Raw genomic sequence first — 20,622 nt, 5'->3', positions numbered from 1 at the left:
GAGGCGGAGATGCGTTACACGTTGTTGCTGCACTATGCCGAGGGGGACGTCGAGTCGCTGGGAGCAGAGGTGATCGAGGAGGGACAGCGGGCCTTCGGGGCCTATGCGCAGACGTTGGAGGCGGCCGGGGTGCTGGTGGCGGCGGAGGTCTTGCAGCCGTCGGTGAGTAGTACGACGGTGCGGATGGTGGACGGTCGGTTGCAGATCCAGGATGGGCCGTTCGCGGACACCAAGGAGCAGTTGGGTGGAACCGTGGTGATCGACGTGCCGGATCTGGATACGGCGATTCGCTGGGCCCGGGAGGCGCCGCCGGTGCAGTGGGGCGCGGTGGAGATCCGGCCCGGGGCGACGTACACGGTGAACGGCGTGTGGACCGCGAACCAGTGAGGGTCGAGGACGCCGCCGAGCAGGTCGCGCGGACGTCGTACGGGCGGTTGATCGCCCTGCTCGCGGCCTCAACCGGGGATCTGGCGCTGGCCGAGGACGCGCTGGCGAGTGCGTTCGAGCAGGCATTGCGGAGCTGGCCGGAGGACGGCGTCCCGGCGAATCCTGAAGGGTGGTTGCTGACCGTGGCGCGGAATCGGCAACGGGACACGTGGAAGTCGGCGGCGCACCGGACGTCGGATCCACTCGAGTTCGCGGACGGACGGTCGACGTCGCCACTGGACGATCTCGACCCGGACGCGCTCGGCGACCGGCGGCTCGAGCTGCTGTTCGTCTGCGCGCATCCAGCGATCGACGCCGCCGTCCGAACGCCGTTGATGCTGCAGACCGTGCTGGGGTTCGAGGCCGCGCAGATCGCGACCGCGTTCGCGGTGCCACCGGCCGCGATGGCACAGCGGCTGGTCCGGGCCAAGCGGCGGATCAAGGACACCCGGATCCCTTTCGTCGTCCCGGATCCGCGGGACCGGCCGGAGCGCGTCGCCGCCGTCCTCGAAGCCGTTTACGGCTGTTACGCGATCGCCGGGACCGGCGAGCTGGCCGATGAGGCCCACTATCTCGCGGTCACACTGGCGGCGCTGCTGCCCAGCGAGCCGGAGGCGTGGGGGCTCGCCGCGCTGATCACCCTCTCGCTGTCCCGCGCCGCCGCTCGCGGCACGGAGTACGTGCCCCTCGACGAGCAGGACGCCACCCGCTGGAACCAGGAGCTGATCGCCGAGGGTGAGCGCTATCTACGCCGCGCCGCCGGTGGCCCACCGGGCCGATTCCAGCTCGAAGCCGCCATCCAGGCCGTGCATTGCGACCGCGCGCGCACCCGGCAGACCGACTGGCCGGCGCTGCACACCCTCTACTCGGCGCTGATCACGGTCGCGCCGACGCTCGGCGCCCGAGTAGCCCTGGCCGCCGTTACCGCGAACCTCCACTCCCCCGCGGCCGGTCTCGCAGCCCTCGACCAACTCGATGCCGAGGCCTTCCAGCCCTTTCACGCCACCCGCGGTGAGTTGCTCACCCGGGCGGGCCGGGCGGCGGAGGCCGCTGCCGCTTTCACGACGGCGGCCTCCTTGACGACGGACGAGTCCCTCCGGAGCTATCTGCTCGACCGCGCGGCTAGGTGCCGTCGATGAGGCGGGTGGCCAGGTCGGGGTTGAACTGACCTGCGGGCGTCGAGGGGGCGATGCCGCAGGGGCCGTCGGAGACGCCGGGGGTTTTGATCCAGAGGAGGAGTTCGGCGCCGCCGCCGGTTTGGGCGGGGACGCCGAGTTTGCGGCCGGCGGGGTTGCACCAGGAGCCGTTGTGGCCGTTGCCGTTGCGGCTGGTGTCGATGACGAAGGGTTTGGCGGTGGCCAGGTAGCTGTTGACGGAGTTGGCGTAGGTGATGGATTCGCTGGTGCGGTAGAAGTTGGAGACGTTGACGGAGAAGCCGCGGATGTTGGCGATACCGGCCTGGTCGAGGCGGTAGGCGATGGTGGAGGCGGTCGTCCAGCCGGCGTTGCCGGCGTCCAGGTAGGCGTAGGTGTTCGGGGCTTTCTGCTGCAGCATCTGGGTGGCGTAGAGGAGCATGCCGAGGCGTTCGTCCTTCTGTGCCTGCGTCATGCAGTCCATCCCGTTCAGGGCGTCCGGCTCGATGATCACCACGGCGGGTTTGGCGCCGATGCCGGCCGCGAAACTCGAGATCCAGGTCCGGTAGGCGCTGACACTGCCCGCACCACCACCAGAGTGGCCCGCGCAGATGTCGCGATCAGGAATGTTGTAGGCGACCAGGACCGGCAGTTTGTCCTGCCCGTCGGCGGCGCCGGTGTAGTTGGCGACCGCGGTGCCGATGGTGCTGTCGTTGCCGAACCAGCGCGCGATCGGTTTCGATCCGATCGAGCTCTGGATCCGCGCGGCGCGCGCGTCACCGGCGTTGTTCCGCGCCCAGACCGCGGGCAGCGAATCGGGGTTGACGTAGAAACCGCTGGTCAGGCCGATCGGGCTCGCGGCGGCGGCCGGTCCGGCGGGCGCCAGGTCGGCGGCGATCAGGATGGCCGCGAGCACAGTTCTCCGAAGAAACATCCGAGCTCCTTTCTGGAAGCGCTCCCAAGAATGCATACGTTGAGCGCAACCTGATTCGCCGTCAATAGCTCATCAGTTCCGGAAGCGCTCCCAGCCGTTGGAACCGGTTCCGACCAGTGCATTTCGCTCCGCTAGGGTGAGCCGGTGTCCCGAACTCGTCTGCTGATCGGCCTCATCGGACTGATCGTCGTCGCGGCGGTCGCCGTCCTGCTGATCAAGTTGCCGAAGGCATCGGACGCCGAACCCGACCGGCCGGCCGCCGTCGTACTGCCGCCCGTGCACGCCGGTCTCGACTACCAGCTCGGCGGCCCGTATCCGCCGCCGGCCGGCGTCCAGGTCGTCGTCCGCGATCGGACGGCGCCGATCGCCGACGGCCTGTACAACGTCTGCTACGTCAACGCCTTCCAGACCCAGCCGGGCGAGGAGTCCGACTGGGACCAGGACCTCCTGCTCAAGGACGCCGCCGGCAAGCTGGTCATCGACGAGGACTGGGACGAGCCGCTGCTCGACCTGCGGACCGCCGACCAGCGCACCCGGATCGCCGCGAAGGTGAACGGCTGGATCGACGGCTGCGCGGCCAAGGGCTACCAGGCGATCGAGCCGGACAACTACGACAGCTACACCCGTTCCAAGGGTCTGCTGACCGCCGGTCAGGCCAAGGAGTTCCTCACGCTGCTGGCCGCCCACGCGCACACCAAGAACCTCGCCATCGGCCAGAAGAACACCGCCGACCTGGCCGTCGACCGCAAAGCCGTCGGCCTCGACTTCGCCGTCTCCGAGGAGTGCGGCCAGTACGACGAGTGCGACACCTACGCGGCGGCGTTCGACGACAACGTGCTCGTGATCGAGTACACCGCCGACGGTCTCCGCAAGGCGTGTACGGCGTTCGGCGACCGACTCAGCATCGTGCTGCGCGATCGCGACGTGCGGACTCCCGGCGACTCGGCGTACGTCCGCAAGACCTGCTGAGCGACCCCGGATGCGGGAGACTGGAGCGCATGCAGTCTTTCTGGTTGGCCCGCAAGCTCCGCAAGAACACCGATCGGCTCGCCTTCTACAAGGCGGCCCAGCTCATCTACAGTTCGCCGGGCGACACCGACAAGATCCTGCAGCTGTTCGGCGAACGCCGCGACCGCGACTTCACCGAGAACGTCTTCTACGGCCTGCAGCGCGCCAGCCACACCAACCACACCGAGGGGCATCGCCCGGTGCCCGACGTCCCGCCGGCCGTGGCCGTCTTCCTGCGCGACCGGTTCCCGGAGTACCTCGCCCAGGACGGGTCTACCTCGACCGGCCGGCACGACCTCGCCGAATGGATCGTCGACGCGGCGCTGAAGTCGACCGACCCGAAGTCCCGCGCCGAGCTCGCCGGGCTGCTCAGCGAAACCGATCAGCCGAAGCTGCTCGACCAGCTGCAGGGAGCCTTCTCGACCGCACTCCAGAACGAAAAGGGCGGCTACGACTCGAAAGTCCGGCTCTGGACCAACCGCGAACCCACCGAGCTGACCCGCGTACTCCTGGCCAACCCGCACCTGCCCACGCCGCTCACGGCTGAGGAACGCGCCGCCCGCGGCAGCTATGTCAGCGCCGACGGCGCAGTCCTCACGGTCTTCAAGAGTCGGCTCGACCGGCTCCCCGACTTCCTGATCCCGCAATACGCGAACGCCGCCGCCCGCGACCTGCTCGGCGCGATCGAACTCCAGGGGTCGATCGACTTCACCGAGCGCCTTCGCCGCGTCGTCCGCGAGCTCCCGCCCGGCCCGGCCCGGCAACAGGTCGTCTTCGAGGCCATCCAGGGCAATCCCGAAGCCGTCGCCGCCGCGGCCGACGCCCACTACGCGCCCGCGAAGGACCGCGACGCGCTCGCCTTCCTCTACATCACCGAGCAGTGGGACCGGTACGACGAAGCCGACCCGGACGGCTCGCGGATGATCGCGTACTGCGCCGAGCACGCCCGTCCATACGTCGGCACCTACCGCCATCAGATCGAGCGCGCGGCGCAGGCCTCCGGCCGTCCCAACCCCTGCCCGAAGTTGCCCAAGGCCCCACCCAACCCCAACCCGTTCCGCTCCTACCAGTCCGGCAGCTGGCCCACCGACCCCGGCGGAGGCAGCGGCGGGTTCTCCGGTGGCGGCAGCTTCTGAAGGTAGTGCCAGCTCTACCTCCGGACTCCTGCTGGCCGGATCGATTGCCGCGGGCGACGCTCATAGCCTGGAAGCACCAACTTCCAAGGAGCCCAAGATGTCTGTGTCCCATCGCCGCATCGCCCTGACCGTGACCGCTGTGGCGGCACTCGTCGGCGGCACGGCCGTGTCGTCGGCCGCGGTCGAGACCGCCCGGCCGAACAACGCCGTCCAACAGAGCCTGAACGCACTGGTCAAAGGCCCGAGTTTCCCGGGCGCGATCGCGACCGTGCGGGACCGACGCGGTCACGTCCGCACCTACACCGCCGGCGTCGGCGACCTCGACACCAAGGCGCCGGTGCCGAAGGCGAGCCGGGTTCGGATCGGCAGCAACACCAAGACGTTCACCGCGGTCGTCGTCCTGCAGCTGGTCGGCGAGGGGAAGGTCGGTCTCGACGACCCGGTCGAGAAGTACCTGCCCGGAATGGTCCGCGGGGACGGGATCGACGGCCGCAAGATCACCGTTCGGCAGCTGCTGCAGCACACCAGCGGCATCCCGGACTACGACGAGCTGCTCGTCGACGGCTACCCCGCGATGCAGCACGTCTACTGGGAACCGCGTGAGATGGTTGATGTTGCCCTGGGCAAGAAAGCGCTCTTTGCGCCGGGCACCAGCTGGGAGTACAGCAACACCAACTACATCCTGGCCGGGCTGCTCGCCCAGAAGGTGACCGGCCGGCCGATCGCCGAGGAGATCACCAAGCGCGTCATCGAGCCCGCCGGACTCCGGGACACCTACTGGCCCGCCGTCGGCGACCAGCGCATCCTCGGCCCGCACCCGCAGGGCTACTTCAAGACCACGCCGGACGGCAAAGCCGTCAACGTCACCGAGATGGAGCCGTCACTCGGCTGGGCCGCGGGCCAGATGATCGCCTCTCCCGGCGACCTGAACCGCTTCTTCACCGCGGTCATCAACGGCAAGCTCCTCAAACCCGCTCAGCTCCAGCAGCTCCTCACCACCGTGCACGCGCCGGACATGGACGTCAACGGCGACGGCGAGTACGGCCTCGGCATCGCCAAGCTCGAACTCTCCTGCGGTGGCTACGCCTGGACCCACGGCGGCGACATCTTCGGCTTCGAGACCCGCAACGCCGTCACCCCCGACGGGCGCGAAGCAGCCCTGGCCGTCACCGCCATGCCGACCACGTTGGACGACGCCAAGCGCGTCGCCAAGTCTCTCGACACCGCTCTCTGCAGCTGACCGACGATCAGGAGGCGGCCTGCCCGAACGGCACGGCGGCCCGGGTGACCACGGGCGCTGGGTGCTCCCAGCGTCCACGCCGGGCCAGCTCGGGCAGGACGCCTTCGCCGAACCAGTAGGCCTCTTCCAGATGCGGGTAGCCGGACAGAACGAACTCTTGGACGCCGACAGCGGCGTACTGCTCGATCAGGTCGGCGATCTCGGCGTACGAGCCGACCAGGGCGGTGCCGGCGCCGCCGCGGACGAGGCCGATCCCCGCCCAGAGGTTCGGGTGGATCTCCAGACCGTCCTTGGTGCCTTCGTTGAGTGCGAGCATTCGCCGCTGCCCCTCGGCTTCGCTGCGGCGCAGACCGTCCTGAACCTTCTTGATCTGCTCGTCGGAGATTCCGTCGAGCAACCGGGCCGCCTCGGCCCAAGCAGCCGAAGCCGACTCCCGCGCGATCGAGTGCAGGCGGACGCCGAACCGGAGCTCGCGCCCCTGCGCCGCGGCCAGTGCGCGGACCCGCTCGATCTTCGCGCCGACCGCTGCCGGCGGCTCGCCCCAGGTCAGGTAGACGTCGGCATGCTTGGCGGCGACCTCGAGCGCCGGAGCCGACGAGCCGCCGAAGTAGATTTCCGGGATCGGGTCGGGCCGCTGATTGAGGACGGCGTCCTCGACCTGGAGATGCTCGCCGCGGTGGGTGACCGTCTCGCCCCTCCAGAGCCGGCTGACGATGTCGAGGAACTCGCCGCACCGTTCGTACCGGCCGTCCTTGTCGAGGAAGTCGCCGAACATCCGCTGCTCGTGGCTCTCACCGCCGGTGACGACATTCAGCAGGAGCCGGCCGCCGGACAGGTTCTGGAAGGTGCCGGCCATCTGCGCGGCGAGGAACGGTGAGATCAGACCGGGCCGGAACGCGACCAGGAACTGCAGCCGCTCGGTGAGCCCGCTGAGCATCGCCGTACTGATCCACGCGTCCTCGCACCAGGCGCCGGTCGGGGTCAGCGCCGCCTCGAAGCCGAGCTGCTCGGCGCTGCGGGCGATCTGACCCAGGTAGGGCACGGACGCCGGCCGGCCGGACGACCCGGCCGACACCCCGTGACCACCGCCGACCACCTGCCGGCCGTCACCGCCGTTCGTCGGCAGGAACCAGTGGAACCGCAGCCGCTGTGTCATCGGGATCCTTCCCACCCTCTCGGTCGCATTGTCGACAGAATTACTCGACAAAGAGACCGGTGCAAGCGATCCGCGGATATTCACCGATGGGCGCCGGGCTGGGCGTGGTCGACCGCCCAGGAGAGCGCGTACTCGGCGATCTCCTCCCAGCCGTCCTGGCTGACCAGGCGGTGCGTGCGGCCGGCGTACTCCTTGAACTCGACGATGCCGGGACCACCGGCCTTGCGGTACTTCGCGACGACGGCCTTGCCGATCGCGGGCGGGACGACGTGGTCGATACCGCCGACGATGACCAGCAGCGGCGCACGGTCGGCGCGGGCGTAGTCGACCTTGGTGACGCCGGACTTCTCGTTCAGGACCGAGGTGACGCCTTCGAAGAAGACCCGGTTGTAGGAGTTGACGGCGTACTCCGCCCAGAGCCGGTCGGACTCGGCGCGGGGCAGGTCGTTGCCGAAGGTGAAGTGGAAGTGCCGCTTGGAGAGCGCTTTCGCGCCGTTCTTGCCGAACGGGTTGGACAGGATCGGGAAGCCGGACCACAGCGTCGAGAGCGGGAGCGTCCTGACGCCGGCGGTCTGGCCGGGGGCGACGCCGACGTACGCCGCGCCGAGGCCGCGGTCGGCGAGCATCTGGGTGAGGACGCCGCCGAACGAGTGACCCATGATGATCGGCTTCTCGGGCAGCGTCCGGATGATCGCCTCGTAGTGGTCGGCGATCTGCTTCAGGCCGATCCCCGCGAGCGCCTCGGGGTTGGAGCGGATGTCGGCGACATCGCGGTCGTCGATCCCCGGCCAGCCCGGGACGACGACCTCGTGCCCGCGGGCCCGGAAGTACTCCGCCCAGGTGTCCCAGCTCTTCGGGGTCATCCAGAGACCGTGGACCAGGACGATCGGCAGTTTGTGCGTCATGATGAGCTCCTTGTTTAGGTAGGTAGACCGTTCCTTCTACTTAGAACCTTAGGGACGCTCCGCGCGGGTTGTCAAGGGGTAAGTAGAAAGGTCGTTCTATCATGGTGAGATGGCACCCACGACCGGCTCCCGCGGACCTTCCGAAGCCCGGGCGCGCCTGATCCGGACGGCGAGTGAGCTGTTCTACGCCGAGGGCATCACCGCCGTCGGCGTCGAGCGGCTGATCGCGGCGGCAGGCGTGACCCGGGTGACCTTCTACCGGCATTTCCCGAGTAAGGAGGACCTGGTCCTGGCCTATCTGCAGGCCGAGGACGAGGCGATCCAGGGCGCGTTCGCGGCGGCCGCGGCGTCCGGGGCGGAGCCGCGCGCGCTGGCCGAGCTGGTGATCCAGGCGCTCGGCGACGACATCGAGCGCCAGCACACCCGCGGCTGCCCGTTCATCAACGCCGCCGCCGAGTACCCGGACGCGTCGTCACCGATCCGGAAGAAGATCGCCGAGCATCGCGAGTGGTTCCGCGCCACCCTGGAGCAGGTGATCACGGCCGCCGGCCTGCCCGACCCGGCCGAGAAGGCGGGCGCGCTGGTCCTGCTCCGGGACGCCGCGATGGTCGGCGGCTACCTGGACGGCCCGGAGGCGGTCCGCCCGACCTTCGAGCGGACGGCCCGTGAGGTGCTCGCGCGCTAGCGCCGTCCGGCCCAGAGCTGCCGGGCCGCCGGCTGGACGTCGGTCACCAACTCGCCCGCGCCGCCGAACTCCATCTCCACCCGGCCCGCGGTGTACGCCGGCCAGCCGGGGTCACCGGTCTTCGCGAACTGGACCCAGGCGGCGTGCATCCGGGTGGCCAGCTCCTGGTCACCCGGGCCGCCGAGCAGCGTGCGCCAGTTCGGGTCGGCCAGGTTGTCGAAGACGTACGGCAGCTCCATCGCGTGACTCGCGCCCAGGCGGCCTTCGTACGCCGGGGACTCCCAGCTGAAGCGGTAGACGTGCGCGCGGCCGTGCGCCTCGGCGAAGTTCAGCGCGGGGATGCGGTAGACGGCGTCCGTGAGCAGCGCGACCATCGCGTCGTGATCGCGTCGCGGGCCGCTCGCCCAGCCGTAGTACGCCGCCCGGTCCTTCCGCCCGAGGCCGAACAGGCGCGACATGATCACCGTCGCGATCCGCGTCTTCAGGCCGCGGCCGGGCAGATCCAGGAAGAACAGCCGGCCCTCCTGGGTGTTGTAGCCGAGCAGGACGTCGATGTCGCCGCCCGCGCCGCTCTCGATCGCGCGGATCGGCAGCTGCGGCAGCACGTCACCGTCGATCACCGGCTCGAACGGCATCAGGTTCGTTGCCACGTCACCCCAAGTCCGCCGGAACGGCGACTTCCCGAGCTGCGCCGACACCGCCGACTGCGCCGTCACCAGCTGCTCGCTCGTCGCGGTCGCCACGGCCTCCGGGGACGCGGGGACGCCGAGCGCCTTCGCGACCCGCCGCGCGACGTTGGACGCCGCCGTCGGGGTGATCGCGTGGTGACCGGCGCCCGACTCCATGATCGCCCGGTGGAACAGGCCCTTGGCGGCCGGCATCGTCATCAGCGCCGCGACGCTCATCGCCCCGGCCGACTCCCCCATCACCGTCACCCGCTCCGGGTCGCCCCCGAACGCCGCGATCGACTCCCGCACCCACTGCAGCGCGGCGACCTGGTCGAGCAGCCCGAGGTTCGGCGTCCCCGCCCCGAACCAGGCGAACCCGTCGATGCCGAGCCGGTAGTTGACCGACACGAACACCACGCCGTCCCGGGCGAACGACGCCCCGTCGTACGCGCTGATCGCGTTCGACCCCATCACGAACGCGCCCCCGTGGAAGAACACCACCACCGGCGCCGAGCCGCCGACCTCCGGCGTCCACACGTTCGCGTGCAAATAGTCGTCACCGGCAATCATCACGTTCGGCAGCAGGTCCGGCATCCCCGGCGTCTCCCCCACCTGCGGCGCCGTCGGACCCACCTCCCGCGCCTCCCGCACGCCGTCCCAAGCCGCCACCGGCGCCGGCGGCTCGAACCGCACCGGCGGCGCCGCGTACGGGACGGCCCGAAACACCGCCCCGTACTCGAACATCACACCGCGAACAGAACCAGCCGGAGTAGCCACCACGGGATCGCTCATACCCGCAGTCTGCCAGCCCCCACTGTCCTGCTACTGGTTCAGGCGGACGCCGCCGCTGTCCTGCCGCTTTCGTGTACTACGACCGAGAGTTGTCAGCCATCAGATCGCCGGGTTAGGAGTGCTGACAGGTTCACGGTTGGGTCCTTTGGGGTGGGGTGAAGGCGAGGAGGGTGTCGGTCCAGGTGCCGGGGAGGGGGGTGGGGGTGGTGTAGGGGGCTCGGGGGTTGTTGCTGTGGGGGGTGATGGTGAGGGTGCCGGCGGGGGTGGTGGTGATGAGGTCGGGGCGGCCGTCGGCGTTGAGGTCCTGGAGGTCGAGGGTGGTGGCGGTGGACCAGGTGGTGCCGAGGCGGTAGGGCTTGGTCGGGTCGGTGGGGTTGGGGTCGGCGGTGGCCGGGTTCCAGGTCCAGCGGGAGGTGCCGGGGTTGGGGAGGACCCAGAGGGCGCCGTCTTGTTCGCGGACGACGAGGTCGCGCTGACCGTCGCCGGTGACGTCGCCGAAGCGGACCAGGTTCGTGGTCTGGAGGCCAGTGGCGAGGTCGGCCCAGTTACCGGGCGTGAGCCAGGGGCTGCTGGTGGTCTTGCCGTCGTGGAACCAGACGCGCAGGTTGCCCGCGGGCATGCGGGAGAGCAGGTCCGGACGGCCGTCGTCGTTGACGTCTTCGAGCAGGACGGTCGCGGCGTTGTTCCAGCCGCTCATCCCGAAGACCTTGCTGGTCGGGCTCCACGGCCGGAGCGGGTCGGCGGTCGAGTGCGGGTGGAACCACACGCTGCCGTCGCCGGACGGCACCCGCACGAACAGATCCAATGCGCCGTCCAGTGACACATCGCTGAGCAGCAGCCGGTCCGGCCCCGCCCAATCAACTCCGACCGCACGACGGGTCGTCCGACTCCACGGCCGCAGCGGGTCGCCGCTGTACGGGTAATGCCAGAGCCGACCATCGCGGTCAAGGCCGACCGCATCGCCCGAGCGCACCGGCGGGACCGTCGTTCCCCCGCCCACCCGCAGCCCGGCCGCGCCAACGGCGGCTCCGTTCAGTTTCGCGACGACGGCGGAATTCCCCTCGGCCAGCGCCTTCGCGCGTCCGCTCGCGTCGATCGTCGCCACGCGCGGATCAGCCGTCGACCAGGTGACCTGGCTCGTAACGTCCCGGCTGCCGCTCGGCGACACCAGCGTGGCCCGGTACGCCGTCGTCGTACCAACCGTCTTGGACGCCGTCCGCGGCGAGATGCGCAGCACCGACTGCACCCGCGCCACCGGATTGACCGCGACCGCGTCGTACGCCGAGAAGTCGCCGACCGGGATCGCCGCCGGCCAGGGATTCTCCCCCGCCGACGCGCCCGTGTGCAGCGCGACCCGCAGTGCGCCGAACCGATCCGTCGCGAGCAGATCGGCCAGACCGTCGCCGTTGACGTCCTGGAAATCGAGCCGGGAGTCGTCGGCCCAGCCGGTCCCGGCGTTGTACGGCGCGGACGGATCGGCACTCGCCTTGGCCACGCGGGCCGGCTTCTGCCACTTCCAGCGCGCCGTCCGCTTCTTGCTCGCGGCAACGACACCCGGATGCGGCAGTACCCAGACCGCGCCGTCGTCCTCACGGATGATCAGATCGCGCAGCCCGTCCCCGGTCGCGTCTCCGAACGCGACGACGTCCGTCCGCTCCAGCCCTTCGGCGATGTCGTACGCCGGGGTCAGCCACGGGCTCGCCGTCGTCTTGCCGTCGTGCGGCCAGACGCGCAGGTTCCCGCCGCCCTGCCGGGCCAGCAGGTCCGGGCGACCGTCCTGGTCGACGTCCTCGACCAGGACGGCGGCGGCGTTGTTCCAGCCCGCCATCCCGAGCACGCGGACCGTCGGATCCCAGGCGGCATCCGATCGGGTCGCGTGGTACCCGACGGTCCCGTCACCGGCTGGGTCCCGGGTGAACAGGTCGGGTTTGCCATCAAGCGACACATCGGCCAGGGCCAGTACGTTCGGCGCCTGCCACCCCGATCCGATCTGCCGACGTACGGCGGGATCCCAGGGACGGGTCGGGTCACCGGTCGCGGGATGCGCCCAGAGCCGGCCATCGCGATCGCGGGCCACCAGCTCACCCGGCGCCGGACCGCCGGACACTGTCGGCCCGGCCACGGCGGGCACGGCGAACAAGGTGCACAAGGCAACGAGTCCGGCGATCGCTCGCCGGCGGAACAGTTGGACAGCCATGAGGACTCCGGGGACTCAGAGAACGATCGGACGGTTCGGGGACACGGGCCGCTCACGCCCGTTCACCCGCAGCGTGCGCAGGCCGGGCAGCGGCGGCGTGTGCAGCAGCACCTTGGGCCGGTCGCTCCAGCGCCAGGTGGGTTTGAAGGTGATGTCGAGCCGCTTCCCGTGGTTGGCCAGCCGGAAGCGCAGATCGACCAGACCGTGCTCGGTCGGCACCTTGTCGAACACGGTCTCCTGCTCCGCGCTCAGCCAGGGCAGCGGACACAACCGCAGCAGGTGCAGCTCCTTGGCGGCGACCGCGTCGTCGATGACCGCCTTCAGCAAGTGCCAGGTGACCAGACCGGACGTCGACAGCTGGCCCTGCATCCCGTGCCGGTGCTCGTTGGAGATATAGGTCTGCGGCGACAACCCGGCCACGAACAGGCTGTACACGCCTTCGAGGTACTTGGCCCGATCGCCGGACTGCCAGCTGTGCGAGACGTTCCAGCTGTAGCAGGGCTCGCAGCTCGACACCTCGTGCAGCAGAGTCGCGCGGTGGATCGGGTTCGACCGGACGTCCCACAGTTTCGAGTTCGGGCCGATCCGGAAGTAGTCCAGATGCGACTTCATCAACGGGTCGCTCGCCGGGAACACGCCTGCCCACACGAAGAACAGCGGACCGCCGTCGAGTAGGAACGCGTCCTGGAAGATGTGGAACGGCCGCTCGGTGTAGTCGGCCTTGGGCACCGGATGCCGCGTCCCGTCCGGGTGCGGCCAGGTCGGCGCTTTGCTCATCAGCTCGCGGTACGCGCTGACCAGCTTGGTCTGGAACGCCTGCCGGGCCTGGTCGAACTCGGCCGTTCGCGGGTGCTTGAGCTTCCCGAGCAGCCGGACGGCGGTGGCCAAGCCCTTGTAACACCAGGCCTGGGACCAGACGCCCTGCGTCTCGAGCAGCTCGTCGGTGGCGACCGCCTTCGGCATCAGGCCGTGGATGCCGTCGTGCTCGGTGTTCTCACACGAGTCCTTGATGAACTCGCAGGCCTTGACGACGACGTCGGTCCAGTCCCGGACGAACTGCTGGTCACCGCTGAGCAACCCGTGGTACGCGATCGTGTGCAGGATCGCGCCGTGATCGGACAGCCAGTCGAAAGCCTGCAGATGTCGCGGCGATCCCAGATAGCCCGGATGCTCCCGATAGGCCTGGCCCGGTGGCTTCCGAGTGCCCTGAGTGGTCTTGAACAGCTCCAGGTGTTTGCGGGCGATCCGATGCCGGCCGAGTGGGTCGAGCAGCATGTGGAAGGCCATCGACGTCGGCGTCGCCCACAGGACGTCGTACCCGAACGAGCCGGTCAGGAAGGTGTGGTCGCCGGTCTCGGGGCTCTTCTCGCCGACGATCTCGGCCAGCTCGGTGAACCGCTGGAACGCCTCGTTCACGAACGGCTCCGGCGTCCGGATCCGCGCGCCCGGATCCGCGGTCGACGTCCAGTAGGCATTGGCCTCGGCGAGTGCGCCGTCCCAGCCGAGCGCGAGCTCGCGGTCGAACTCGGCGCGCGGCTGCGGCCGCATCGCGACCAGCAGATCCACATGCGCGCCCGCCTCGACGTTCAGCGTGAGCTTGAGGTCGTAGACGCGCTCGGTGCTCAGCTCGGTGAACGACGCCTGGTCCTGCCGCAACGGCGACGTCCCGATCCGGATCGTGTCGTCCAGGTGCTGGATCCGGCGCTCGTACGGGCGATTGCCCGGATTGAAGACCGGGGCGACGCGCATCCGGCCGGGCATCGGCGCCTGCGCCGGGTCGTACTCGAGTGTGACGCCGTTCTGGTCGGCGTACCGGTCCCGGAAGAACAGGTGCCGCCGGGAGAGCCGGACGACGAACGGGATCGTCGCGGGGGCCCGGACCGGGTCGACCTCCTCCACCTCGAGCCGGACCCAGGCGTACAGCGGATCGGTCTCCTGCTCGTAGTCGCCGCCGCCCTTGAGATGGCCGAGGACGGACTGCCGGACCACGACGCCCTGCGGCAACCGCCACCTGGTCCACAGCACCGGAGCCACCGTGTCGGACCGCCAGCCCTGCTCGCCGATGCCGAGGTCGTCGTGCCACAGGTAGCGCGCGTGATTCACGAATGCCGGGGTGCCGCCGTGGAAGTCCGGCGGCAGGAACTGCAGCTGCATCCCCTGGCCCTGGTACTTCATCACGTTGTCCTTGGTGTTCCAGCCCGGCCCGGGCTCACACATCAGCATGCCGTTGTAGAACACGTTGAAGCGGAACAGATGCCCCTTCCAGCCGATCGGCGTCCACTCCTGGCGTTGCGGCTCCCACCAGGTCCGCGCGGTGGCGAGATCCGGCTCCGGGCGCGGCGCCGGGGTGCCGCCGGCGACGATCTGTTCGTCCGTGACGGCCGCGTCGGCCGCGGTCGGGCCGAGCGTGCCGGCGACGGCGGCGCCGCCGGTCAGCGCGAGGAAGCTTCTGCGGGGAAGGTTCGACATGACGGTTGTCCCTCGGGGTGGTGGTCAGATGAAGAAGGTGCGGGCCGGCTCGGTGAAGCCGTCGGCGATCAGTACCGAGTTGCCGTAGGGGGTGGTGGTGAAGCCTTCGTCGTTGTGCCAGGCCCAGATCTCGCCGTTCGGCTCGATACTGGCGATCTCGTCCCGCCCGTCGTGGTCGAGATCCATGAACCGGACCTCGGCCGGGACGGTGAACCCGCCGGCGATCAGCACCGAGTCGCCGTACGGACGGGCGGCGAAACCGCGGTCGTTGTGCCAGGCAACGACGTCGCCGTTGACCTGGACGGCGGCGATCTCGTCCCGGCCGTCGCCGTCGATATCGGCGAAGAAGGTCCGGGCCGGGTCGGTGAAACCGTCGGCGATGATCGTGTTGTCGCCGTAGGGCATGGCCGAGAAGGCGCCGTCGTTGTGCCAGGCCCGGACGTTGCCGTGCTCGTCGCCGGTGACCTCGATCAGCTCGGCGCGGCCGTCGTCGTCCAGATCGGCGAACTTGACCCGGTCGGGGTGGTGGAAACCGGTGGCGATCACGACCGAGTTCCCGAACGGGTTGACCCGGAAGCCGCCCCAGTTCAGCCAGGCGTGGATCTCGCCGTCGGTCTGGATCGCGATGATCTCCTTCCGGCCGTCGTCGTTCAGATCGGCGAACCGGACCCGGGCGGGGTCGGTGAAGCCGTCGGCGATCTGCAGCGGCAAGCTGTACGGGCGATGGGCGAAACCCAGGTAGTTCTGGAAAGCGTCGACGACGCCGTTCGGCCGGACGACGGCCAGATCGGCCCGGCCGTTCCCGTCCAGTGAGGCGGCTCGGTGACCGCCCTGGACCGGCAGTCCGTTGGACCAGGTGAGGTCGATGGAGAACAGGTGCCGAGCGCCGTTCACCCAGGCATGCACCATCACTTTGTCGCCACCGGTCAGGCCGTCCGCTTCGGTCACGACGTCGGCGCCGCCGGGACCGCACAGGCCGGTGTTGCCGGTCGTCATGAACGGCGCGGCGGCGCGGGTCCACGGTCCGGACATCGACGTCGCGGTCGCGTACGCCGTCAGGTAGCCACAACCCTCGTAGCTGCCGCCGGAGTAGAAGAGCACCAGCCGCCCGTCGCGCTGGACGATGTCGGGCGCCTCGATCACCTGACCGGCCGGCGCGGTCAGCATCGCGATCCGGTTGCCGATCAGCCGGGCGCCGTTGTCTACGGCCTGCTGTGCCCACAACGTGCTGGACTGGCCGACGGCGTTGCCGTCGTTCTTCCACAGCAGCCAACGCGTCCCGTCCGCGGCGATGAAGGTGTTGGCGTCGATGGCGCCGCCGGACTGCGTCGTACAGATCAGCGGCTGGCCGCCGTACGGGACGAACGGGCCGAGCGGCGAACTGGACAGCGCGACGCCGATACATTGCCGGTTGGAGGCGACGTGCCGAGCGGTGTAGGTCAGCGTGTACGAGCCGTCGGGGTTGGCGGCGACGTCGGGCGCCCAGGTGGCGCCGTACCGCGACCAGCCGTCGGACCAGCCCTGCGGCATCGCGTCACCGCGCATCCGCCACGGCCCATCGATGGTCGGCGCGCTGGCGACCGGGACGTGCAGCGAGTTGTTGGTCGAGTAGGCGTACCAGGTGTCGCCCACGCGCAGGATGTCCGGATCCGGGAAGTCCTGGCCGAGCATCACTTTCGGCACCTCGGGGATCGGCGGTGCGGCCGCGATCGCGCCGGGCTGGTACGCCGTGGTCGTCAGCGCCGCGGCGACGGCGAGCACCAGCAGCCGCCGGAGTCGGGGGAAGTGTCGGGACATCGCGTTCTCCTCGGGTCGCGCAGCGGGCGGGCTCAGGAAAAAGTGGCGAATGTTCGATATTTCGAATATAGTTTCGGTATATCAGGTGAGAGTAGAGCGCGGCGCGCGGCCGTGACAAGGGCTCAGGCACGGGGAAGGACACGAGGATGGACAGTGAACGGGCAGCCTCGCCCGCGGTCGCCAGGACGCTGACGATGCTGGAGACACTGGTCGGCGCCGAGGACGAACTGACCTTGACGGCGCTGGCGAAGAAGGCCGACATCCCGCTCGCGACCTGCGCGGCGATCCTCTACACGCTCGAGGATCGCGGCTATGCGAGCCGGCGGATCGTTGGCCGCAGCCACTTCTGGCGGCCCACGCTGCGGCTGTACGGACTGGCCACCCAGCTGGTACGGAAGGTCGACCTGTCGACGATCGCGCAGCAGGAGATGCGGGAGCTCGCCGAGCAGCTCGGGCTACCGGTGCATCTCGGCGTCCTGACCGGGACATCGGTCGTCTACGTTGCCAAGGCCGCACTGCCGGGCTTCATCCAATTCGACACCTACCCGGGCAAGGTCGCGCCGTACAACCTGACCGCGCTGGGCAAGGCGATCGCCGCGTACCTGCCCGACGACGAGCTGGAGCCGCTGCTCGCGCATCTCAGCGCCGGGCAGGGACCGCGGGCGCACGAGGCGACCCGAAAGGCGTTCGGGCAGGAGCTGCACACCGTCCGCACCCGCGGGTACGCGGTCGAGGACCAAGAGGAACAAGCCGATATCGCCTGCCTGGCGGCGCCCTTCTTCGACGGATCGGATCGCGTGGCCGGCTCGGTCGGGGTGACCGGCTTCGCGAAGGATCTGCGCGGAAAGAAGCGGGACGCCGCCCAGGCCGGGCTGCGCAAGCTCGCAGCCACGATCTCGCACCGACTGGGCGCCTCCGTCAGCTGAGCGGATCGCGGAGGCGGGCCGTGAGCGCGTGCCCGAACATCAGCTCGGCATCCGCGATCGCGGCCGTGGACGGCGCGATCGCGGCGGCCCCCGCGGCGGTGAGGCGCTGGTAGGTCACGGTCTTGAGGAACTTCCCGACCCAGAGACCGCCGGTGTAGCGGCCGGCGCGGCCGGTGGGCAGGACGTGGTTGGTGCCGATCGACTTGTCGGAGAAGGCGACCGTGGCCTCCGGGCCGATGAACAGCGAGCCGTAGTTGCGCAGATGCGCCGCGTACCAGTCGTCGTCCGCGGTCTGGATCTCCAGGTGCTCCGGCGCGTAGGTGTCGGAGACCTCGACGACCTCGTCGTGGGAGTCACAGACCGCCACCGTGCCGTACGCGCGCCATGCGGCGCCGGCCACCTCGGACGTCGGCCAGTCGCCTTCCAGCCAGCGGTCAACCTCAGCGATCACCGCCGTCCCGAAGTCGCGCGACGTCGTGATGAGCAGCGCCGGGCTGTTCGGTCCGTGCTCGGCCTGGCCCAGGAGGTCGGCCGCGACCAGCCGCGGATCGGCGGTCTCATCGGCGATGACGGCGACCTCGGTCGGACCGGCGAGCAGGTCGATGCCGACCGTCCCGAACAGCTGCCGCTTCGCCTCGGCGACGTACGCATTCCCCGCCCCGACGACCAGATCGACCGGAGCGACGTCCTCGAATCCGAAGGCCAGCGCGGCGAAGGCCTGGACGCCGCCCAGGCAGACGATCAGGTCCGCGCCGGCCAGGTCCATCGTGTAGAGCTGGGGCGCGTAGATCCCGTTGCCGTCCCGCGGCGGCGCCATCGCGATCACCGTGTCCACACCGGCCACCTTCGGCACAGTGACGGTCATGATCGACGACGCGATCAGCGGGTAGCGGCCACCCGGCGAGTACGAGCCGACGCGGCTGATCGGGAGGTGCTTGTGCCCGAGGACGACGCCGGGCAGCGTCTCGACCTCGAGGTCGGTCAGCGTCGCGCGCTGCAGCCGGGCGAAGGTCTCGACCTGCTCCCGGGCGAACTCCAGGTGCCCGGCCAGCTCCTCGTCGACGGCCGCCGCGGCCGCCTTGACCTGGCTCGCGGGCACGATGAACGAGTCCGGGTTCCATCGATCGAGTTGTTCGGAGTACCGGCGGATCGCGGGCAGCCCTTCCCGCTCGACATCCGAAAGGATCCGGCTGACCGTGTCGATCACCTCCGCCGACCGCTCGACCCGCTCCGGCCAGCCCGCTTTCAGCAGCTCCACGACTCTTCCAATCTTTCGAAATAACAGATATAAATTCAGATTCTCGAATAACCATAACCGGAAGGGATCCGCGCGCGCCATGACTTCCAGCCCGCACGTCGACACCACGAAGGCCCCGCGACCGCGCGGCCACTACGCCCAGGCCCGGATCGCCGGCGACCTGATCTTCACCGCCGGCTTCGGCCCGGTCGACCCGGCCACCGGCGCTCTGGTCGGGGCCGACGATGTCGCCGAGCAGACCCGGCAGACCCTGCGCAATCTGGCGGCCGTACTGGCCGAGGCCGGCGCCAGCCTGGCCGACGTCGTCAAGCTGACGGCGTTCCTGGAGGACCCGGATCGCGACTGGGACGCCTACGACGCGGTGTTCCCGGAGTTCTTCCAGCCGCCCTACCCGGCCCGGCTGACCGCCGGCGCGCACCTCGGGACGATCCTGGTCGAGATCGAGGCGGTGGCCGTCCGGCCCGCCGCGCGAACCCTTGCACCAGGCCCCCAATGACTCATATCATTCGATTTTCCGAAGGCTTATCCGATATTTCGAAGAATGGATCAGGTCGATGAGGATCCGGAACGCGGCCCTGGTGGCCGCCTTCACGCTGGCGCTCGGCGCCGGCTGCGGTAGCGGGGGCGGTGGGACGGCCGCCGGGCCGGACGCCGCCTCCTGGCGGGACGAGGTCAAGCCCGGGCAGCTCGAGGTCGGCGTCCTGCCGGCCAAGGGCACGCCGGGGCTGAAGTTCCTGGACGAGCTCGGCACCGCGCTCGAGACGGAGCGGCCGGGGACCGAGGTCACACTGACGTTCGCGAACACCGAGGCCCGCCCCGGCATCGAGCAGCGCTGGCGGGCCGGCACGCCGCCGGACGTCGACTACGGCATGTTCGACGGCACCGTGCCCAACCTGCGCGAGTGGGCCGACGACGACGCGCTCGTCGACCTGACGCCGTACCTGCAGCAGGCGGATCCGGCGTCCGGCAAGCCGTGGCTGGACCGCTACAGCCCGACGGTCCGCAAGTTCATGGAACACCCGGAGAGCAAGAAGATCTACGCCGTCCCGTCCGAGCTGTCGCTGCACGCGCTGTTCTACAACGCCAAGCTGTTCAAGGATCTCGGCATCAAACCGCCGACGACCTGGGACGAGCTGCTCGCCGCGGCCGGCGCACTGTCGGCCAAGCAGGTCGACCCGATCGCGCTGACCGGGCTGTTCGAGCCCTACATGGGGATGTGGAGCGACCATCTCTGGCTGCGCACGGTCGGCTACCAGAAGGCGCGCGGCGTCCTGACCGAGGGCAAGGGCCACATCACCGAGGACCCGGGATTCCTGAAGGGCCTGCAGATGCTGCAGGAGCTGCGCGACAAGAACGCGTTCCTGAAGGGTTTCAAGGGCACCGACTTCACCACCGCGCAGGCGCAGTTCTTCCAGGGCAAGGCGGGCATGATCCTGATGGGCTCGTGGCTGGTCAGCGAGATGAAGGACGTGATCCCGAAGGGGTTCGAGCTCGGCGTCGTCGCGTTCCCGAAGGTGACCGGCGGGGCCGGCGACCAGGGCGCGGTGATGGCAGCGCTGCAGAACGTGTCGATCTCGGCCAAGAGCCCGGACATCCCGCTGGCCCTGGACTGGATCAACCGGCTGACCAGCGTCGAGACCCAGACCAAACGCGCCACCGAGATCGGCGAGGTCTCCGCGGTGGTCGGCGTGCCGAGCCCGCCCGGCGTGCCCGGCATCGACGCCGTCCTGTCGCAGGCCGAGTCGCTCGAACCGCGTGACTACGGGCTGAGCCAGAGCAAGGCCGGTAAACCCGTGTACGCCGAGATCGCGCGCCTGCTGTTCGGCGAGCAGAACGCCGAGCAGACCCTGCAGCGGTTGGACGCCGCGCTCCGACGCGTCCACAAGAACTGA

The 20,622-nt window shown here is 69.7% G+C and carries 17 protein-coding genes; 9 read left to right on the top strand and 8 right to left on the bottom strand.

All coding sequences use genetic code 11. From position 1 onward, the window contains the following. Nucleotides 1-9: 9 nt before the first annotated feature. Both ACZ6ZD_RS32070 and ACZ6ZD_RS32065 read left to right on the top strand, forming a co-directional pair. On the top strand, nt 10-387 hold the full coding sequence (locus ACZ6ZD_RS32070) for a YciI family protein (protein ID WP_465677699.1): 378 nt from the start codon (nt 10-12) through the stop codon (nt 385-387). Continuing rightward, nucleotides 369-1,565 carry an RNA polymerase sigma factor gene (locus ACZ6ZD_RS32065; protein ID WP_465677697.1) on the top strand — a complete coding sequence of 399 codons (1,197 nt, stop codon included), beginning with the start codon at nt 369-371 and terminating at the stop codon, nt 1,563-1,565. Before ACZ6ZD_RS32070 ends, ACZ6ZD_RS32065 begins: the two co-directional genes overlap by 19 nt. On the opposite strand, the gene ACZ6ZD_RS32060 is transcribed toward ACZ6ZD_RS32065, so the two are convergent. Next, nucleotides 1,549-2,493, bottom strand: coding sequence for a glycoside hydrolase family 6 protein (locus tag ACZ6ZD_RS32060; protein WP_465677695.1), 945 nt, complete (start codon nt 2,491-2,493; stop codon nt 1,549-1,551). The two genes, ACZ6ZD_RS32065 and ACZ6ZD_RS32060, sit on opposite strands and share 17 nt — an antisense overlap. A gap of 144 nt (nt 2,494-2,637) precedes the next feature. Here ACZ6ZD_RS32060 and ACZ6ZD_RS32055 point away from each other — a divergent pair, with 144 nt between their 5' ends. The 3 genes from ACZ6ZD_RS32055 to ACZ6ZD_RS32045 all read left to right on the top strand — a co-directional run bounded on the left by ACZ6ZD_RS32055 (nt 2,638) and on the right by ACZ6ZD_RS32045 (nt 5,877). Further along, nucleotides 2,638-3,462, top strand: coding sequence for an endo alpha-1,4 polygalactosaminidase (locus ACZ6ZD_RS32055; RefSeq protein WP_465677693.1), 825 nt, complete (start codon nt 2,638-2,640; stop codon nt 3,460-3,462). Between the two features lie 29 nt (nt 3,463-3,491). Further along, nucleotides 3,492-4,637 carry a hypothetical protein gene (locus ACZ6ZD_RS32050; RefSeq protein ID WP_465677691.1) on the top strand — a complete coding sequence of 382 codons (1,146 nt, stop codon included), beginning with the start codon at nt 3,492-3,494 and terminating at the stop codon, nt 4,635-4,637. A gap of 97 nt (nt 4,638-4,734) precedes the next feature. Continuing rightward, nucleotides 4,735-5,877: a serine hydrolase domain-containing protein gene (locus tag ACZ6ZD_RS32045; RefSeq protein ID WP_465677689.1), complete on the top strand. Its 1,143-nt coding sequence runs from the start codon at nt 4,735-4,737 to the stop codon at nt 5,875-5,877. Between the two features lie 7 nt (nt 5,878-5,884). Here the strand turns inward: ACZ6ZD_RS32045 and ACZ6ZD_RS32040 are convergent, their stop codons facing one another. Further along, the gene (locus ACZ6ZD_RS32040) at nt 5,885-7,033 is read right to left on the bottom strand and encodes an LLM class flavin-dependent oxidoreductase (RefSeq protein ID WP_465677687.1); all 1,149 of its coding nucleotides are present in this window, start codon (nt 7,031-7,033) and stop codon (nt 5,885-5,887) included. An 80-nt stretch (nt 7,034-7,113) separates the two neighbouring features. Further along, nucleotides 7,114-7,938 (bottom strand): alpha/beta hydrolase, encoded by an 825-nt coding sequence (locus ACZ6ZD_RS32035; protein WP_465677685.1) that lies wholly within the window; start codon nt 7,936-7,938, stop codon nt 7,114-7,116. A gap of 109 nt (nt 7,939-8,047) precedes the next feature. On the opposite strand from ACZ6ZD_RS32035, the gene ACZ6ZD_RS32030 reads away from it, so the two are divergent. After that, on the top strand, nt 8,048-8,623 hold the full coding sequence (locus ACZ6ZD_RS32030; RefSeq protein WP_465677683.1) for a TetR/AcrR family transcriptional regulator: 576 nt from the start codon (nt 8,048-8,050) through the stop codon (nt 8,621-8,623). Here the strand turns inward: ACZ6ZD_RS32030 and ACZ6ZD_RS32025 are convergent. The 4 genes from ACZ6ZD_RS32025 to ACZ6ZD_RS32010 all read right to left on the bottom strand — a co-directional run bounded on the left by ACZ6ZD_RS32025 (nt 8,620) and on the right by ACZ6ZD_RS32010 (nt 16,546). Continuing rightward, on the bottom strand, nt 8,620-10,083 hold the full coding sequence (locus ACZ6ZD_RS32025; protein ID WP_465677681.1) for a carboxylesterase/lipase family protein: 1,464 nt from the start codon (nt 10,081-10,083) through the stop codon (nt 8,620-8,622). The two genes, ACZ6ZD_RS32030 and ACZ6ZD_RS32025, sit on opposite strands and share 4 nt — an antisense overlap. A gap of 130 nt (nt 10,084-10,213) precedes the next feature. Further along, nucleotides 10,214-12,280 (bottom strand): FG-GAP-like repeat-containing protein, encoded by a 2,067-nt coding sequence (locus tag ACZ6ZD_RS32020; protein ID WP_465677679.1) that lies wholly within the window; start codon nt 12,278-12,280, stop codon nt 10,214-10,216. A gap of 15 nt (nt 12,281-12,295) precedes the next feature. Continuing rightward, nucleotides 12,296-14,749, bottom strand: coding sequence for a hypothetical protein (locus ACZ6ZD_RS32015; protein ID WP_465677677.1), 2,454 nt, complete (start codon nt 14,747-14,749; stop codon nt 12,296-12,298). 24 nt (nt 14,750-14,773) lie between these two features. Next, nucleotides 14,774-16,546 carry a family 43 glycosylhydrolase gene (locus ACZ6ZD_RS32010; protein ID WP_465677675.1) on the bottom strand — a complete coding sequence of 591 codons (1,773 nt, stop codon included), beginning with the start codon at nt 16,544-16,546 and terminating at the stop codon, nt 14,774-14,776. 146 nt (nt 16,547-16,692) lie between these two features. On the opposite strand from ACZ6ZD_RS32010, the gene ACZ6ZD_RS32005 reads away from it, so the two are divergent. Next, on the top strand, nt 16,693-17,472 hold the full coding sequence (locus tag ACZ6ZD_RS32005) for an IclR family transcriptional regulator (RefSeq protein ID WP_465677673.1): 780 nt from the start codon (nt 16,693-16,695) through the stop codon (nt 17,470-17,472). Here the strand turns inward: ACZ6ZD_RS32005 and hisD are convergent. Continuing rightward, complete coding sequence (hisD, locus tag ACZ6ZD_RS32000; protein ID WP_465677671.1) at nt 17,465-18,730, bottom strand: histidinol dehydrogenase; 1,266 nt, start codon at nt 18,728-18,730, stop codon at nt 17,465-17,467. The two genes, ACZ6ZD_RS32005 and hisD, sit on opposite strands and share 8 nt — an antisense overlap. Before the next feature lie 79 nt (nt 18,731-18,809). Between hisD and ACZ6ZD_RS31995 the strand changes: the two genes are divergently transcribed. Both ACZ6ZD_RS31995 and ACZ6ZD_RS31990 read left to right on the top strand, forming a co-directional pair. Continuing rightward, nucleotides 18,810-19,226 carry a RidA family protein gene (locus tag ACZ6ZD_RS31995; RefSeq protein ID WP_465677669.1) on the top strand — a complete coding sequence of 139 codons (417 nt, stop codon included), beginning with the start codon at nt 18,810-18,812 and terminating at the stop codon, nt 19,224-19,226. A gap of 58 nt (nt 19,227-19,284) precedes the next feature. Next, nucleotides 19,285-20,622: an ABC transporter substrate-binding protein gene (locus ACZ6ZD_RS31990; RefSeq protein WP_465677667.1), complete on the top strand. Its 1,338-nt coding sequence runs from the start codon at nt 19,285-19,287 to the stop codon at nt 20,620-20,622.

This window comes from Kribbella sp. NPDC104218 (assembly GCF_055584105.1).
The sequence above is the reverse complement of the archived record's forward strand: the minus strand, read 5'-3'. Positions and strand labels throughout refer to the sequence as shown.

Bases quoted from the DNA above. Each gene is read 5' to 3' on its own strand.
- ACZ6ZD_RS32030 (WP_465677683.1), top strand. From the start codon at position 8,048: ATGGCACCCACGACCGGCTCCCGCGGACCTTCCGAAGCCCGGGCGCGC.
- ACZ6ZD_RS32020 (WP_465677679.1), bottom strand. From the start codon at position 12,280: ATGGCTGTCCAACTGTTCCGCCGGCGAGCGATCGCCGGACTCGTTGCC.
- ACZ6ZD_RS32045 (WP_465677689.1), top strand. From the start codon at position 4,735: ATGTCTGTGTCCCATCGCCGCATCGCCCTGACCGTGACCGCTGTGGCG.
- ACZ6ZD_RS31995 (WP_465677669.1), top strand. From the start codon at position 18,810: ATGACTTCCAGCCCGCACGTCGACACCACGAAGGCCCCGCGACCGCGC.
- ACZ6ZD_RS31990 (WP_465677667.1), top strand. From the start codon at position 19,285: ATGAGGATCCGGAACGCGGCCCTGGTGGCCGCCTTCACGCTGGCGCTC.
- ACZ6ZD_RS32015 (WP_465677677.1), bottom strand. From the start codon at position 14,749: ATGTCGAACCTTCCCCGCAGAAGCTTCCTCGCGCTGACCGGCGGCGCC.
- ACZ6ZD_RS32040 (WP_465677687.1), bottom strand. From the start codon at position 7,033: ATGACACAGCGGCTGCGGTTCCACTGGTTCCTGCCGACGAACGGCGGT.
- ACZ6ZD_RS32050 (WP_465677691.1), top strand. From the start codon at position 3,492: ATGCAGTCTTTCTGGTTGGCCCGCAAGCTCCGCAAGAACACCGATCGG.
- ACZ6ZD_RS32005 (WP_465677673.1), top strand. From the start codon at position 16,693: ATGGACAGTGAACGGGCAGCCTCGCCCGCGGTCGCCAGGACGCTGACG.
- ACZ6ZD_RS32060 (WP_465677695.1), bottom strand. From the start codon at position 2,493: ATGTTTCTTCGGAGAACTGTGCTCGCGGCCATCCTGATCGCCGCCGAC.
- ACZ6ZD_RS32025 (WP_465677681.1), bottom strand. From the start codon at position 10,083: ATGAGCGATCCCGTGGTGGCTACTCCGGCTGGTTCTGTTCGCGGTGTG.
- ACZ6ZD_RS32010 (WP_465677675.1), bottom strand. From the start codon at position 16,546: ATGTCCCGACACTTCCCCCGACTCCGGCGGCTGCTGGTGCTCGCCGTC.
- ACZ6ZD_RS32035 (WP_465677685.1), bottom strand. From the start codon at position 7,938: ATGACGCACAAACTGCCGATCGTCCTGGTCCACGGTCTCTGGATGACC.
- ACZ6ZD_RS32070 (WP_465677699.1), top strand. From the start codon at position 10: ATGCGTTACACGTTGTTGCTGCACTATGCCGAGGGGGACGTCGAGTCG.